Raw genomic sequence first — 15,665 nt, 5'->3', positions numbered from 1 at the left:
TTGCAGTCTAGACACGGCTCGGCCGGCGGCTCAAGGGCGGTCCTCACGGACCGCCCTGCGGATCATGCCTCTCCGGTATTGCCCGGAATGAACAACGGATTCGGGCCGGTGCGTTCGAAACCGGCCTCGTCGACCAGGAGGTCCAGGGTCAGGCTGGCGAGATCGTCGGCCACCGGGTCGACCAGCGGATCCTTGTCCTGCTGGACGATCTTCAGGTAGCCGTGGCAGGCCTCGCAGCATTCGGCGCGCACGCTGCCCTGGCTGCCTTCGATATGGCGGTAGGAGATTTTCTGCAGTTCGCCGCAGCTCACGCACCGGGCGCGCGTCAGATTCCATTCGGTATTGCAGATCGAGCAGTGCAGGTAGCGCAGATTGGCCACCTCGTAACCGATGCGCAGCACGCTGGTGACCGGCAGGCTGCCGCAGCACGGGCAGACGTTGTCCACGTCTAGGCGCTTGAGGCCGGCCAGTTCGGGCGCGCAGGCCATGTGGGTCCAATACACCTGCAGCGCGGCGGCGATCAGCGGCAGCCGGCCGGCGGCGCCCTCGACCGCGTAGTCGGCGGCCAGCACGGCATCGGCCAGGCGTTCGAGTTCGGCCTCGTCGGCGGCGTCGATGGCATCAAGCACGGCGGCGACCGCCGGCGTGGCATCGGTGCGCAGGCCGGCGACGATGTGCTTGAGGTGCGTGCGCCATGCCGGGTCGCGCGGCCAGCCGGTGACCGGCACCGGCGGCATGCTGAATTCCAGCGCGCGCGCCAGCGCATCGGCCGTCGGCAGGGCAACTGCGGGGTGATCGCGCAGGCACTCGTGCTGCAGCGCGCTGATGCGCCCGAGCAGGCGCAGGTAGTCGCCCAGGGCGTGCCCGGCGGCCAGCGCATCGAAACGGCGGGCGCGGTCGGCGAATACCGCCGGGCGTACCGGTGGATGGACGTCGGCCGGCTTTTCGCCGGGGTTGATCTGGCCCACGCCGGCAAGCGGATTCTGGGTGGTGTCGAAACTCATGAAGCCTTCCAGTGCGGCCCGGCGCGAGCCGGGCCGTTTCAGGGTACGGACGGCGAAATGACCGAAGGCGGGGCGGAACGGGCAGGAAGCCCGTTCCGCCCGCGCCTTCGCCGGCCTTTTGCGCCGTCCGGCGGGTTCAGCGCTTGTCGCCGGTGATCTGGCGATACCAGACGCGGTGGTGCTGCTTGGCCCAGGCGCGCGTCACCGTGCCGTACAGCATGGCGCGGATGGTGCCGCGGGTCCAGATGGCGGCATACACGTGCATGATGATCAGGCCGATCATGAACACGGCGGCGCCGGCATGTACGACCGAGGCCGCACGCACCACGCCGACCGGCACCGCCACCCAGCTGCGCCACATCAGCACGCCGGAAACGGTGATCAGCAGCATGCCGATCACCAGCCCCCAGAACAGCACCTTCTGGCCGCCGTTGTACTTGCCCTGTTCCGGCATGTTGTGGTCGTCGCCGTTGACCATCTCGCCGACCCGCTTCAGCCACTCGATGTCCTGCTTGTGGATGAAGTTGAGGCGAGCGAAGCGCAGCGCCATGATGAGGAAGAAGAAGGCCATCACCACCCCGATGTAGGGGTGCAGGATGCGCGCCCAGGTCGGGCTGCCGAACAGCTGGGTGAGCGGGAAGAAGGCCGGGTGGAAGAAGGCCAGTCCGGACAGCGCCAGCAGGATGAAGCAGATGCCGACGATCCAGTGGTTGGCGCGTTCCGAGGCGTTGTAACGCTGAATGTCGCGTGGGTTGCGGATCATTTCACGTCCTCCTTTTCCTGCGCCCGCAGACGCTCGTCTTCACGCTCCATCTCGTCCTCGAGCTCCTTCGAGACTTCGTTGGGGCCCTTCATGACGTAATGGAACAGGCTGCCCAGCGCCGCGGCGCCCAGTGCGGCCATGGCCAGCGGCTTGGTGACGCCCTTCCACACACTGACCATCGGGCTGATCGCCGGATCCTTCGGCAGGCCGTTGTACAGGCCCGGCTGGTCGGCGTGGTGCAGCACGTACATGACGTGCGTGCCGCCCACCCCGGCGGGGTCGTACAGGCCAGCGTTGTCGAAGCCGCGCTCCTTCAGATCGGTGATGCGCGTCTCCGCGTACTCCTTCATCTTCTCCTTGGAGCCGAACTGGATGGCGCCGGTCGGGCAGACCTTGGCGCACGCCGGCGCCTGGCCGACCGCGACGCGGTCGGAGCACAGGGTGCACTTGTAGGCCTTGCCGTCCTTCTTGGAGATGCGCGGCACGTTGAACGGACAGCCGGTGATGCAGTAGCCGCAGCCGATGCAGTGCTCTTCGTGGAAGTCGACGATGCCGTTGCTGTACTGGATGATCGCACCAGGGGCGGGGCAGGCCTTGAGGCAGCCCGGATCCTCGCAGTGCATGCAGCCGTCCTTGCGGATCAGCCACTCCAGGCCGCCGTCGGCGGTCTCGACTTCATTGAAGCGCATCACCGTCCACTGGTTGGCAGTGAGGTCGCTGGGGTTGTCGTACACCCCGACGTTGGTGCCCACTTCGTCGCGGATGTCGTTCCACTCCATGCACGCCGCCTGGCAGGCCTTGCAGCCGATGCAGGCGGACACGTCGATGAGCTTGGCGACCTCCAGCGTCTGCCGGACCTGGGGAGAGGGCGTGGTGGTCGCCGAGCGACGCTTGATGTCTAGCGATTGCAGTGCCATGGCGCTCTCCTCAAACCTTCTCGATGTTCACGAGGAAGGACTTGGATTCCGGTGTCTGGGTGTTGGCGTCTCCGACGAAAGGCGCCAGGGTGTTGGCGATGTAACCCGCCTTGGCCTGGCCCATGAAGCCCCAGTGGATCGGAATGCCGACCTGGTGCACGGTCTGCCCGTTCACCTTGAGCGCACGGATGCGCTTGGTCACCAGGGCCACCGCCCGGATGTAGCCACGCTTGCTGCTGACCTGCACACGGTCGCCGTTGGCGATGCCCTTCTCGTGCGCCAGCCCCTCGCCGATCTCCACGAACTGCTCCGGCTGCAGCACGGCGTTGATGTTGACGTGCTTGGTCCAGTAGTGGAAATGCTCGGTGAGGCGATAAGTGGTCGCCGCGTAGGGGAATTCCGCCGAGGTGCCGAAGTTGGGCAGATCCCCCTTGAAGATGCGTGCCGCCGGGTTGTACACCGCCGCCGGGTTGTCGTTCATCGGGTTCACGCCGATCGGCGTTTCGGTCGGCTCGTAGTGCTCGGGGAAGGGGCCTTCGGCCATCATGTCGCGCGCGAAGAAGCGCGCGATGCCCTCGGGGTTCATGATGAACGGCCCCATGCCCACCTCGGGCGCGGAAGCCGGCGCGAAGTCGGGCACGTCGTCGCCGCCCCACTGCTTGCCGTTCCACCACACCAGACGGCGCCTGCTGTCCCACGGCTTGCCGGAGGGATCGGCCGAGGCGCGGTTGTACAGGATGCGGCGGTTGGCCGGCCACGCCCAGGCCCATTTCTGGGTCTGGCCATCACCGTAGGGGTCGGCATTATCGCGGCGCGCCATCTGGTTGCCGGCCTGGGTCCAGCAGCCGGCGTAGATCCAGCAGCCGCAGGCCGTGGAGCCGTCCGCGCGCAGTTGCGCGAAGCCGTCGAGCTGCTCGCCCGCCTTGCGGATGATCTTGGTCGGATCGGCCGGATCGACCAGATCCACCAGCGCCTTGCCATTGAACTCCATCGCCAGCTCTTCCGACGACGGCTCGTGCGGCCGCTTGTAGGGCCAGTCGAGGTTGAGGATGGGGTCGGGGAAGGTACCGCCCTCCTTCTCGTACAGCTCGCGCAGGTGCAGGTGCAGGCTGCCCATGATTTCCGTATCCGGCTTGGCTTCGCCCGGCGGCTCGGCGCCCTTCCAGTGCCATTGCAGCCAGCGCGCCGAGTTCACCAGCGAGCCGCTTTCTTCGGCGAAGCAGGTGGTCGGCAGGCGGAACACCGTGGTCTGGATGCTGGCAGTATCGACGTTGTTGAGATCACCGTAGTTCTTCCAGAACTCGGAGGTCTCGGTGGCCAGCGGGTCCATGATGACCAGGTACTTCAGCTTGGCCAGCGCGACATTGAGCTTGCTCTTGTTCGGGAATGCGGCCAGCGGGTTGAAGCCCTGGCAGAAATAGCCGTTGAGCTTGCCGTTGTACATGTCCTCGAACACCTGCAGGATGTCGTGCGGCTTGTCGAGCTTGGGCAGCCAGTCGAAGCACCAGTTGTTCTCGGCGGTGGCGGCCTTGCCGTACCACGACTTCATCAGGCTGACGTGGAACTTCTCGTAGTTCTGCCAGTACGACATCTGGTTGGGCCGCATCGGCTTGGGCGCGCGACGGGCGATGTAGGCGCCGTAGTCGGTCTCCCTCTCGCCCGGCAGCGTCATGTAGCCCGGCAGCAGGTTGGTCATCAACCCGAGGTCGGTCAGGCCCTGGATGTTGGAGTGGCCGCGCAGCGCGTTCATGCCGCCGCCCTTGACGCCGATGTTGCCCAGCAGCAGCTGGACCATCGCGCCGGTGCGGATGATCTGCGAACCCTGCGAGTGCTGCGTCCAGCCCAGTGCGTACATGATGGTCATCACGCGGTCGGTGCCGGAAGTCGAGGCGATGTACTCGCACACCTTGAGGAACTGGTCTTCCGGGGTGCCGCAGATGTTCGACACCACGTCCGGCGTGTAGCGGCTGTAGTGCTTCTTCAGCAGCTGGTAGACGCAGCGCGGATCCTGCATCGTCGGATCGGTGACCACGTAGCCGTCCTCGCCGCGCTGGTACTGCCAGGAGGAGCGGTCATCGTAGGCGCGCTTGTCGGCGTTGTAGCCGGAATACAGCCCGTTCTCGAAGGCGAATCTTTCGTCGACCAGGAAGGTGAAGTCCGTGTACGCCTTGACGTACTCGTGTTGGATCTTGTCGTTGGTCAACAGGTAGTTGATGACGCCGCCCAGGAAGGCGATGTCGGTGCCGGTGCGGATGGGCGCGTAGTAATCGGCGACCGCGGCGGAACGGGTGAAGCGCGGGTCGACGACGACCAGCTTCGCCTTGTTCAGCTTCTTCGCTTCGATGACCCACTTGAAGCCGCAGGGGTGCGCTTCGGCGGCGTTCCCGCCCATGATCAACACTACGTCGGCATTCTTGATGTCCGACCAGGTGTTGGTCATCGCGCCACGGCCAAACGTCGGAGCCAGACTGGCTACCGTCGGACCGTGTCAGACACGCGCCTGGTTGTCGAATGCAAGCATGCCAAGGTTGCGGACAACCTTGTGCGTAATGTATCCAGCTTCGCTCGGGGAGGCGGAGGCGGCCAGGAAGCCGGTGCTCAGCCAGCGATTGACGGTGACGCCGTCGGCGTTCTTTTCGATAAAATTGGCGTCGCGGTCATCCTTCATCAGGCGGGTGATGCGCGCATAGGCCTCATCCCAGGAAATGCGCTTCCACTCGTTGGTGCCGGCTTCGCGCACTTCGGGGTACTTCAGGCGGGCGGGGCTGCTGATGAAGTCCAGCAGGCCGGCGCCCTTGGGGCACAGCGTGCCGCGGTTGACCGGATGGTCGGGGTCGCCCTCGATGTGGATGACCTTGGCCTTGGTGTTCTTGGCCCCGTCGCCGACGGAATACACCAGCAGGCCACAGGACACGGAACAGTACGGACAGGTGTTGCGGGTTTCGGTCGTGTGCGCGAGCTTGAATTGCCGGACCTCCGCCAACGCCGCCGTGGGCGCGAACCCCATGGCGACCAGGCTGGAGCCCGACATGCCCGCGGCACAGACTTTGAAAAAGCCGCGCCTTGAGACATTCATGATCTTCCCCTCCTTCTATACGGGTCTTGGTATAAACCAATCGTTATTCCCTGCAAGATTCATACCGTTACAAAAGACCCCGGAGGCGCAGGCTTTTCCTCCTGGTCCCACCGCCCTTGCACGAGACATTCTGTCCCCAGCGGGGACAGAATGTCGCTAAGCATAATCCCTAGTGCGCTACGCGCCGCGCACCATTGCACGCAGCCGCGCAATCCGTTCCGCCGTCGACGGGTGCGTGGAAAACAGACCGCGCAGACCACCACCGGACAGCGGATTCATGATCATCATCTGCGCGGTTTCCGGATGCGCCTCGGCGGTCTGCATGGGAATCCCCTTGGCGTAGGCCTCGATCTTCGCCAACGCGGCAGCGAGCGCCTCCGGATCGCCGGAGATTTCCGCTCCGCCACGGTCCGCGCCGAACTCGCGGGTGCGCGAGATGGCCATCTGGATGATCATCGCCGCCATCGGCGCGAGGATCATCACCAGGATCTGGAAGGCCGGATGCGGGCGGTTGTCGCCGCGGCCGCCGAAGAACATGCCGAACTGGGCAAGCATGGAAATCGCCCCGGCCACCGTGGCCGACATGGTCGAGATCAGGATGTCGCGGTTCTTCACGTGCGCCAGTTCGTGCGCCATCACGCCGCGCAGCTCGCGTTCGGAGAGCATGCGCATGATGCCGGTGGTGGCCGCCACCGCCGCGTTGTCCGGGTTGCGCCCGGTGGCGAAGGCATTGGGCTGTGCCTCGTCGATGATATACACCTTGGGCATCGGCAGATCGGCGCGCTGCGCCAGTTCGCGCACCATGTTGTACAGGTAGGGCGAGTTGGTGGCATCGACCTGGCGCGCGTTGTACATCTTCAGCACCATCTTGTCGGAGAACCAGTAGGCCCACAGATTGGTGGCCCCGCCGAACACCAGCGCCAGCAGCATGCCCTGCTGGCCGCCGATCATGGCGCCGACGGCGCCGAACAGCGCAACGATGCCGGCCATCAGAATGGAGGTCTTCATCCAGTTACCGAACATGGGGGGTTTCCTTCCTCGTGTGTTGGGTCGATTGTGCGGTTTAGATAGGGTCGCCAGCGGAAAGATTCAATCGCGCGGCGGCGCGAAGCATTCACCCACGGTCACCGGAAAGCCCGCAAGGAAGTCGCGCACACCGAGGCGGCGGCTGCCCGGACGCTGCAGCGCGGTCAGGCGCAGCGCGCCCTCGCCGCAGGCCACCAGGATGCCCTCCGGTCCGGCATCGAGCACCGTGCCGGGCACTCCCTCCGCGCCCACCGGCTGCGCGCCCCAGACCTTGATCGCCGTGCCGTTCAGCGTGCTCCAGGCGCCGGGGAACGGGTCGAAGGCGCGGATCGCCCGTTCCAGTTCGACCGCCGGACGCCTCCAGTCGATGGCCGCTTCGGCCTTGGTGATCTTGGCCGCATAGGTCACGCCTTCGTCCGGCTGCGCGATGGCCGGCAGGCTGTCCGGCAGCCGGCGCAGCGCATCGACCACCAGTTCGGCGCCCAGTGCGGCGAGCCGGTCGTGCAGACTGCCGGTGGTGTCGTCCGCGCGGATCGACAGGGCGGCGCTGAGCAGCATCGGCCCGGTATCCAGCCCTTCGTCCATGCGCATGATGGTGATGCCGGTTTGCGTGTCGCCCGCCTCGATGGCGCGGTGGATGGGCGCCGCGCCGCGCCAGCGCGGCAGCAGCGAGGCGTGGATGTTGATGCAGCCCAGGCGCGGCAGGGCCAGCACCTCGGGCGGCAGCAGCAGGCCGTAGGCCGCTACCACCAGCACGTCCGGCGCGGCGGCGGCCAGCGCGGCGCGCTGCTCCGGCGTGCGCAGGCGTTCGGGCTGGTCGACGGCGATGCCGTGCTCCAGCGCCACCTGCTTGACCGGACTGGGGCTGAGCTTCATGCCGCGGCCGGCCGGCCGGTCGGGCTGGGTGAGCACCAGCGGCACCCGGAAGCCGGCGGCCAGCAGCGCGCGCAGCGCGCAGGCGGCGAACTCCGGCGTGCCGGCGAAGGCGATCTTCAGATCGGACATGGAAATCTCGCGGTTGGCGGCACGGCCGGTCGCCTCGGCGCGCGCCGAGGCGGTCAGGCGGTCAGGCGCGCCTTCTTGGCCAGTTTGGTCTTGATGCGGTTGAGCTTGAGCGCGGAGAGGTATTCGATGAATACCTTGCCATCCAGGTGGTCGATCTCGTGCTGGATGCACACCGCCAGCAGGCCGTCGGCCTCCAGCTCGAAGGGTTTCCCCTCGCCGTCGAGCGCGCGCACCCGCACGCGCTCGGCACGGGTGACGTTCTCGTAGATGCCGGGCACCGACAGGCAGCCTTCCTCGCACACCTGTTCGCCGGAACGCTCGAGAATCTCCGGATTGATGAAGGCCATCAGGTCCGTTCTGTCTTCGGATACGTCGATGACCACCACGCGCCGATGCACATTGACCTGGGTGGCCGCCAGGCCGATACCCGGCGCGGCGTACATGGTCTCGGCCATGTCGCGCACCAGCGTACGGATTTCGTCATCGACCTCGACCACCGGCTCAGCACGCGTGTGCAGGCGGGGATCGGGATAGCGCAGGATGGGGAGTAGAGCCATAAATGCTTGCCGGGTTAAGACATTACGTGCAGAATTTCAAGCGCCTTGTCATGCGCAGGCGCCTGGTCGGGAATCCGGGTCTGAATCGACGCGCCCCGTCGCCCGATTTCGACACTCTTCCGGCCCATGGCGTTCCGGACCGGTTCATCCCGGTCCACACCTACCGGAAGCGAGCGATGATCCGCATTATATTCCCTCTCCTCCTCGGCATTGCCACCCTGCTCGGCGGCACCGCGGCGGCCCAGCAGCCCATCGAGATCGCCGACGACGCGCCCGACTCCTACACCGTGGTGCGCGGCGACACTCTGTGGGACATCTCCGCGCGCTTCCTCAAGCAGCCCTGGCGCTGGCCGGAAGTGTGGCGGATGAACCGCGAGCAGATCCGCAACCCGCACCTCATCTATCCCGGCCAGATCATCGTGCTCGACCGCTCCGGCCCCTGGCTCAGCGTCGGCCGCCGCATCGGCACGGGCGACGGCAAGCTCCAGCCGCAGGTCTATTCGGAACCCGCGCTGCAGCCCATTCCCAGCATTCCGCTGGAAATCATCGAACCCTTCCTGACCGCGCCGCTGGTGGTCGATGAAGCCACCCTGGCCGGCTCGGCCACCGTGGTCGCCAACGACGGCTCACGCGTGTACGCCGGCGGCGGCGACACCGTGTTCGCCAAGGATGTGCGCCCCGGCGTGGAACGCTGGGAGGTCTATCGCCGCGCCGAGGCGCTGGTCGATCCGCTGACCCGCGAGGTACTGGGCTACGAAGCCCGCCACCTGGGCACCGCCCGCATCACCGAAGCGGGCGATCCGGCTACCCTGCACTTGGTGCGCGCCCATGAAGAGATCGGCGCCGGCGACCGCCTGCTGCCCGCCGAACTGCCCCGCGTGTTCTCCTACGTGCCGCGCCCGCCGGCCGGCGAGGTCCACGGCCGCATCATCGGCATCCACCGCGGCGTGGAAGTCGCCGGCACGCATCAGGTGGTGATCCTCAACACCGGCAGCCGCGACGGCCTGGAAAGCGGCAACGTGCTGGCGCTGTGGCGCAACCGCGGCAGCGTGGAGCATGAGCGCGAACGCATCGCGCTGCCCGACCAACGCTACGGTCTGGCCTTCGTGTTCCGCGTGTTCGACCGCGTGTCCTACGCGCTGGTGGTCAACAGCAACGGGCAGGTCACCGTCGGCGACGGCGTCCGCCAGCCCTGAACTTGTCATCCCGCCAGGAGCTTGCCGCCTGGTTGCGCCTGACGCTGGCGCCCGGCCTGGGACCGGAACGCCAGCGTCACCTGCTGAGCGCCTTCGGCCTGCCGGAAGCCATCCTCGCCGCCGGGCGCGGCAAGATCGCCGCGGTGGTCGGCCATGAAGCCGCCGACGCCCTGCTCGACCCGCCGGACCCCGCCGTGATCGACGCAGCGCTGGCCTGGGCCGCCCGGCCCGGCCACCGCCTGCTCACCCTGGCCGACACCGACTACCCCGCCGCCCTGCTGGAAACCGCCGACCCGCCGGTATTGCTGTACGCCAAGGGTCGCCTCGAACTGCTCGCACGCCCCGCCCTCGCCATCGTCGGCGCGCGCTCGGCCACGCCGCAGGGCGAGGACAACGCCGAGGCGTTCGCGCGCAGCCTCGCCGAGGCCGGCCTGACCATCCTCAGCGGACTGGCGCTGGGCATCGACGCGGCGGCCCACCGCGGCGCGCTGAGCGCCCGGGACGGCGCCACCGTCGCGGTGATCGGCACCGGCGCGGACCGTATCTACCCTGCACGCAACCAGGCGCTCGCGCGCGCCATCGCCGAACGCGGGCTGATTCTCAGCGAGTTGCCGCTCGGCACGCCGCCGCTGCGCCACCACTTCCCGCGCCGCAACCGCCTGATCGCCGGCCTGGCGCGCGGCGTGCTGGTGGTCGAGGCCGCGCTCGGCAGCGGTTCGCTGATCACCGCACGGCTGGCCGCCGAAAGCGGGCGCGAAGTGTTCGCCATTCCCGGCTCCATCCACTCACCGCTGGCGCGCGGCTGCCACCGGCTGATCCGCGACGGCGCCAAGCTGGTGGAAACCGCCGCCGACGTGCTGGAGGAGCTGCGCCTGTCCTCCCCCGACACACGGGCCGCATCTCCGGCAGTGGCGCAAGCCGTCCCTGCCGCCGGGGATGATGCAGGGATACTCGCCGGCCTGGGCCACGACCCGGTGGACCTCGACACGCTGACCGAGCGCACCGGCTTGACGGTGGACGCGCTGTACGCCATCCTGCTGCCCATGGAACTGGATGGCCGTATCGTCCGCCTTCCCGGCGGACGCTTCCAGCGCCGCTAGCCCGCCGCCCCGCTGGAGGTCATTTTGTTCGATATCCTGGTCTACCTCTTCGAGAGCTATGTGCATGCGGATGCCTGTCCCGGCTCGGACCAGCTCGCCCGCAAGCTATCGGCCGCGGGCTTCGAGGACGAGGAGATCAACGAGGCGCTCGAATGGCTGTCCGGCCTGCGCGAGATGGCCGACGCCACGGGGCCGGAAATCGCCGCCGACAACGATTCGGTACGCATCTACGCCGAAACCGAAATGGCCCGCCTGGGCGCCGACTGCCGGGGCTTCATCGCCTTCCTGGAAAACGCCGGCGTGCTCGACGCGCCGACCCGCGAACTGATCATCGAACGCGCCATGGCGCTCGAACGTTTCAGCGTGAACCTGCATCGCCTGAAGGTCATCGTGCTGATGGTGCTCTGGCAGCAGGAGCGCCCGATGGACGGCCTGATCCTGGACGAGTTGCTGAACGGCGACGACGAGGACGTGCTGGCCCTGCAATAAGGACCAGCGGCCATCCGGCCGCTTGCATGTCTCACGGCGGGCTGCTTATCATCCGTCGCTCCACATCCACCCACCGGCCCGCATGATCCAGGCGCCGGCCCACTCCCCGACGGCATGAGCAAGCAACTGATCATCGCGGAAAAACCCTCGGTCGCCGCCGACATCGCGCGCGCGCTGGGCGGTTTCACCAAGGAAAAGGACTACTACGAGTCCGAAGGCTATGTGCTCTCCTCGGCCGTCGGCCACCTGCTCGAGCTGGTGGTGCCGGAGGAATACGAGGTCAAGCGCGGCAAATGGACCTTCGCCCACCTGCCGGTGATCCCGCCGCGCTTCGCGCTGAAGCCGGTGGAGAAGACCGACGACCGCCTCAAGCTGCTTACCCGGCTGATCAAGCGCAAGGACGTCGACGGCCTGATCAACGCCTGTGATGCGGGCCGCGAGGGCGAGCTGATCTTCAATTACATCGTGCAGCACGCCAAGACCGACAAGCCGGTGCACCGGCTGTGGCTGCAGTCGATGACCGCGCAGGCCATCCGCGACGGCTTCGCCCACCTGCGCGCCGCGCAGGAGGTCGAAGGCCTGCGCTCGGCGGCCGTGTGCCGCGCCGAGAGCGACTGGCTGATCGGCATCAACGGCACGCGCGCGATGACCGCGTTCAACTCCAAGACCGGCGGCTTCCACCTGACCACCGTGGGCCGCGTGCAGACCCCCACGCTGGCCATCGTGGTGGAGCGCGAGGAACGCATCCGCAAGTTCAAGCCGCGCGACTACTGGGAACTGGAAGCGGACTTCGCCTGCGCGGCCGGGCATTACCCCGGACGCTGGTTCGACGAGCAGTTCAAGAAGCCGGAAAACGACGAGCACGCCACCGCCTTCCGCCTCTGGGACAAGGCCCGCGCCGAGGCCATCCGCGCCAAGTGCGAGGGCAAGCAGGGCACGGTGAGCGAGGAGGCCAAGCCCTCCACCCAGCTCTCGCCCCTGCTCTTCGACCTGACCAGCCTGCAGCGCGAGGCCAACGGGCGCTTCGGCTTCTCTGCGCGCACCACGCTGCAGCTGGCGCAGGCGCTGTACGAGAAGCACAAGGTACTGACCTACCCGCGTACCGACGCACGCGCGCTGCCCGAGGACTACCTGGGCACGGTCAAGGACGTGCTGCGCGCGCTGCCCGGGGAATACACCGCCTTCGCCGGCGAGATCGCCCGCCAGGGCTGGGTGCGGCCGAACAAGCGCATCTTCAACAATGCCAAGATTTCCGACCACTTCGCCATCATCCCCACCGGCACGCTGCCGAAGAGCCTGTCGGAAGCCGAGCAGAAGATCTACGACCTGGTCACCCGCCGCTTCCTGGCGGTGTTCTACCCGGCGGCGGAATACCGCATCACCACGCGCATCACGCGCATCGAGGGCGAAGCCTTCAAGACCGAGGGCAAGGTGCTGGTCAACCCCGGCTGGCTCGCCGTGTACGGCAAGGTGGCGGCCGAGGACGACAAGGACGGCGGCCCGCAATTGGTGCCGATCCACGCCGGCGAGACGGTGCGCGCCGACGGGATCGTGGTGAAGGCGCTGGTGACCAAGCCACCCGCGCGCTTCAACGAAGCCACCCTGCTGTCCGCCATGGAAGGCGCCGGCAAGATGGTAGACGACGAGGAATTGCGCGCCGCGATGGCCGAGCGCGGCCTGGGCACGCCGGCCACCCGCGCGCAGATCATCGAAGGGCTGATCACCGAGCAGTACCTGCACCGCGAGGGCCGCGAACTCATCCCCAGCGCCAAGGCCTTCTCGCTGATCACCCTGCTGAAGGGCCTGGGCGTCAGCGCGCTGACCTCGCCGGAGCTGACCGGCGGGTGGGAATACAAGCTGGCGCGCATGGAGCGCGGCGAACTGTCGCGCGAAGCCTTCATGGCGGAGATCGCCGAAATGGCGCGCGAGGTGGTCGAGCGCGCCAAGCGCTTCGAATCCGACACCGTGCCGGGCGATTTCATCACGCTGAAGACGCCCTGCCCGAAGTGTGGCGGCACGGTGAAGGAGAACTACAAGAAGTTCGCCTGCCAGGCCTGCGACTGGAGCACCTGGAAGATCGTCGCCGGCCGCCAGTTCGAATACGACGAAATCGAAACCCTGTTGCGTACCGGCAAGGTCGGTCCGCTGACCGGCTTCCGCAACAAGATGGGGCGGCTGTTCAACGCCGAGATCGTGCTCAACGACGAAAAGCAGCCCACCTTCGATTTCGGCCAGCCCAAGGACGACGAGAACGCGGAAGAGGTCGATTTTTCCGGCCAGGAATCGCTCGGCCCCTGCCCGAAATGCGGCGGCGGCGTGTTCGAGCACGGCATGGCCTACGTCTGCGGGAAATCCGTGGGCCCGGCCAAGTCCTGCGATTTCCGCTCCGGCAAGATCATCCTGCAGCAGCCCATCGAACGCGCGCAGATGAGCAAGCTGCTCGCGGAGGGCAAGACCGACCTGCTGCGCGGCTTCGTCTCGGCGCGCACGCGGCGCAAGTTCTCCGCCTTCCTGGTACGCGGCACGGACGGCAAGGTCGGCTTCGAGTTCGAAGCCAAGACGCCCAAGGCCGGTGCCGCCGACAAGGCCGCCAAGCCGGCGGCACGCAAACGGAGCACCAAGGCCGGCTGAACGCCGGCGGTAAGTCGCCCCACTGGGGCTTCCTCGCCACGAGCTTGTGGCGCCTTCGGCTCCAGACACGCTGACCCCGCCATGAATGGCGGGGATTGCGCTCGACCCGTGGTCAAAAGAAAACGGGCCCAATCAAGGGCCCGTTGTCATCGCACCTGCGTGCGGATCAGCTTTCCAGCAGGCTGCGCAGCATCCAGGCGTTCTTCTCATGCACCTGCATGCGCTGGGTGAGCAGATCGAGCGTGGGCTCGTCGGCCACCTTCTCGGCCACCGGCGCGATGCTGCGCGCGGTCTTCACCACCGCTTCCTGGCCGCGCACCAGTTGGCGGATCATCTCCTCGGCGCTCGGCACACCTTCCGGCTCGCTGATGCTGGTGAGCTTCTGGAATTCCTTGTAGGTGCCCGGCGCCGGGAAGCCCAGCGCGCGGATGCGCTCGGCGACCAGATCGACGGCCAGTGCCAGTTCGTTGTATTGCCCCTCGAACATCAGGTGCAGGGTGTTGAACATCGGCCCGGTGACGTTCCAGTGGAAGTTGTGAGTGGTCAGGTACAGCGTGTAGCTGTCGGCCAGCAGGCGGGAGAGCCCGTCCGCGATCTTGGCGCGGTCCTTCTTGTTGATGCCGATGTCGATATCCATGCTCGTTCTCCTGTTCGCTCAAGTTGGTGACGTCGCGGGAACCCGCCCGCGCATCCTTGTGCGTCCATCGTATTCAATCCGCCGGAAGGACGCCAATTGAAACTCGGGATGGAAGCGATCCCGAAAAACTATGATACGGAAAGGGATATTACCGGCAGCCGCTCGATCACGCCGCCTCGGGCAGCGGTGCGCGGCCGATGGGCCGCACGCCGGGCAGCCCGCATTCGAGAATCGCGGTACGCAGCACGTCGATCGCCCCGCTGCGCGGATAGGTCACCCGCCAGGCGAGCGCGACGCGGCGGGCCGGTTCGGGTTCGGAGAACGGGCGCACGGCGATCAACGGATTCTGCATCTCCAGTTCATCGGCCGCCGAACTGGGCAGCACGGTGACGCCGAGTCCGGTGGCCACCATGTGGCGGATGGTCTCCAGCGAGCTGCCTTCGAGCGTGCGCTGCAGGCCGCCGACATTGCGGCACTGCGGGCAGACTTCCAGCACCTGCTCGCGGAAACAGTTGCCCGCGCCGAGGAGCAGCAATTGGTCGTTGGCGAGGTGGTCGGCGTCGATGTGGGTCTGCTCCACCCACGGGTGGGCGCTGGGCATCAGCACGCGGAAAGGTTCGTCATAGACCGGCTGGGCGACCAGGCCGGGCTCGTCGAACGGCAGCGAAATGATCGCCACGTCCAGTTCGCCGCGCTTGAGCGCATCGGCCAGGCGCGCGGTATAGTTTTCCTGGATGATCAGCGGCATGCGCGGGGCAAGCTGATGCACGCGCGGAATCAGACGCGGCAGCAGATAGGGTCCGATGGTGTAGATCACCCCCAGACGCAGCGGACCGGACAGCGGATCCTTGCCGGCGGCGGCGATCTCCTGGATTTGCGCGGCCTCCAGCAGTACCTTCTCGGCCTGGGTGACGATGCGCCGGCCGGTTTCGGTGATCTTGACCTCGGTGGCGCTGCGCTCGAACAGCTGGACGCCGAGTTCTTCCTCGACCTTCTTGATGGCCACCGACAGCGTGGGCTGGCTGACGTGGCATTTTTCCGCGGCGCGGCCGAAGTGACGTTCGCGGGCAAGGGCGACGAGGTAGCGGAGATCGGTGAGCGTCATGATGATCCGTGGCCGCGCCGGGCATGGCGGCGCGCAGGCAGTTCCGTTGGGGGACGATGTTACCGCGCGGCCATCGATCCGGGTAATCGTTTGGCAACGCGCTATACTTGCGTTATTCGCCGTATTGTACTAAAGACATATACTTGCAAATGACATTTG

13 protein-coding genes are annotated in these 15,665 nt (G+C 66.9%); 4 read left to right on the top strand and 9 right to left on the bottom strand.

All coding sequences use genetic code 11. The annotated features are described in order from the left end of the window. Positions 1–62: 62 nt before the first annotated feature. The 7 genes from fdhE to def form a co-directional block, all read right to left on the bottom strand. Positions 63–1,004 carry a formate dehydrogenase accessory protein FdhE gene (gene fdhE / locus E6C76_RS10840; RefSeq protein ID WP_136348271.1) on the bottom strand — a complete coding sequence of 314 codons (942 nt, stop codon included), beginning with the start codon at positions 1,002–1,004 and terminating at the stop codon, positions 63–65. Between the two features lie 136 nt (positions 1,005–1,140). Beyond that, positions 1,141–1,767, bottom strand: coding sequence for a formate dehydrogenase subunit gamma (locus tag E6C76_RS10835; RefSeq protein ID WP_136348270.1), 627 nt, complete (start codon positions 1,765–1,767; stop codon positions 1,141–1,143). Further along, positions 1,764–2,684: a formate dehydrogenase subunit beta gene (gene fdxH / locus E6C76_RS10830; RefSeq protein WP_136348269.1), complete on the bottom strand. Its 921-nt coding sequence runs from the start codon at positions 2,682–2,684 to the stop codon at positions 1,764–1,766. Before fdxH ends, E6C76_RS10835 begins: the two co-directional genes overlap by 4 nt. Before the next feature lie 10 nt (positions 2,685–2,694). Continuing rightward, positions 2,695–5,760, bottom strand: coding sequence for a formate dehydrogenase-N subunit alpha (gene fdnG / locus E6C76_RS10825; RefSeq protein WP_136348268.1), 3,066 nt, complete (start codon positions 5,758–5,760; stop codon positions 2,695–2,697). Between the two features lie 177 nt (positions 5,761–5,937). Beyond that, positions 5,938–6,783 carry a zinc metalloprotease HtpX gene (gene htpX, locus E6C76_RS10820; RefSeq protein WP_136348267.1) on the bottom strand — a complete coding sequence of 282 codons (846 nt, stop codon included), beginning with the start codon at positions 6,781–6,783 and terminating at the stop codon, positions 5,938–5,940. Between the two features lie 66 nt (positions 6,784–6,849). Continuing rightward, the gene (gene fmt, locus E6C76_RS10815) at positions 6,850–7,791 is read right to left on the bottom strand and encodes a methionyl-tRNA formyltransferase (protein WP_136348266.1); all 942 of its coding nucleotides are present in this window, start codon (positions 7,789–7,791) and stop codon (positions 6,850–6,852) included. A 53-nt stretch (positions 7,792–7,844) separates the two neighbouring features. Continuing rightward, positions 7,845–8,348 (bottom strand): peptide deformylase, encoded by a 504-nt coding sequence (gene def, locus E6C76_RS10810; protein ID WP_136348265.1) that lies wholly within the window; start codon positions 8,346–8,348, stop codon positions 7,845–7,847. A 176-nt stretch (positions 8,349–8,524) separates the two neighbouring features. On the opposite strand from def, the gene E6C76_RS10805 reads away from it, so the two are divergent. From E6C76_RS10805 to E6C76_RS10790, 4 genes are all read left to right on the top strand, one after another. Beyond that, positions 8,525–9,544 carry a LysM peptidoglycan-binding domain-containing protein gene (locus E6C76_RS10805; protein ID WP_136348264.1) on the top strand — a complete coding sequence of 340 codons (1,020 nt, stop codon included), beginning with the start codon at positions 8,525–8,527 and terminating at the stop codon, positions 9,542–9,544. Between the two features lie 2 nt (positions 9,545–9,546). Continuing rightward, entirely contained in the window at positions 9,547–10,644 is a 1,098-nt protein-coding gene (gene dprA, locus E6C76_RS10800; RefSeq protein WP_136348263.1) for a DNA-processing protein DprA, read from the top strand. Positions 10,645–10,668: 24 nt separating this feature from the next. Continuing rightward, positions 10,669–11,133: a DUF494 family protein gene (locus tag E6C76_RS10795; protein ID WP_136348262.1), complete on the top strand. Its 465-nt coding sequence runs from the start codon at positions 10,669–10,671 to the stop codon at positions 11,131–11,133. A 114-nt stretch (positions 11,134–11,247) separates the two neighbouring features. Then, a complete protein-coding gene (locus E6C76_RS10790; RefSeq protein WP_136348261.1) occupies positions 11,248–13,764 on the top strand; it encodes a DNA topoisomerase III in 2,517 nt (838 codons plus the stop codon). Between the two features lie 166 nt (positions 13,765–13,930). Here the strand turns inward: E6C76_RS10790 and E6C76_RS10785 are convergent, their stop codons facing one another. Next, a complete protein-coding gene (locus E6C76_RS10785; protein ID WP_136348260.1) occupies positions 13,931–14,401 on the bottom strand; it encodes a Dps family protein in 471 nt (156 codons plus the stop codon). A gap of 166 nt (positions 14,402–14,567) precedes the next feature. After that, the gene (locus E6C76_RS10780) at positions 14,568–15,506 is read right to left on the bottom strand and encodes a hydrogen peroxide-inducible genes activator (protein WP_136348259.1); all 939 of its coding nucleotides are present in this window, start codon (positions 15,504–15,506) and stop codon (positions 14,568–14,570) included. Between the last annotated feature and the right edge of the window lie 159 nt (positions 15,507–15,665).

The sequence above is a fragment of the Pseudothauera nasutitermitis genome (genome assembly GCF_004801295.1).
In the GTDB taxonomy this organism is placed as follows: Bacteria; Pseudomonadota; Gammaproteobacteria; order Burkholderiales; family Rhodocyclaceae; genus Pseudothauera; species Pseudothauera nasutitermitis.
The sequence above is the reverse complement of the archived record's forward strand: the minus strand, read 5'-3'. Positions and strand labels throughout refer to the sequence as shown.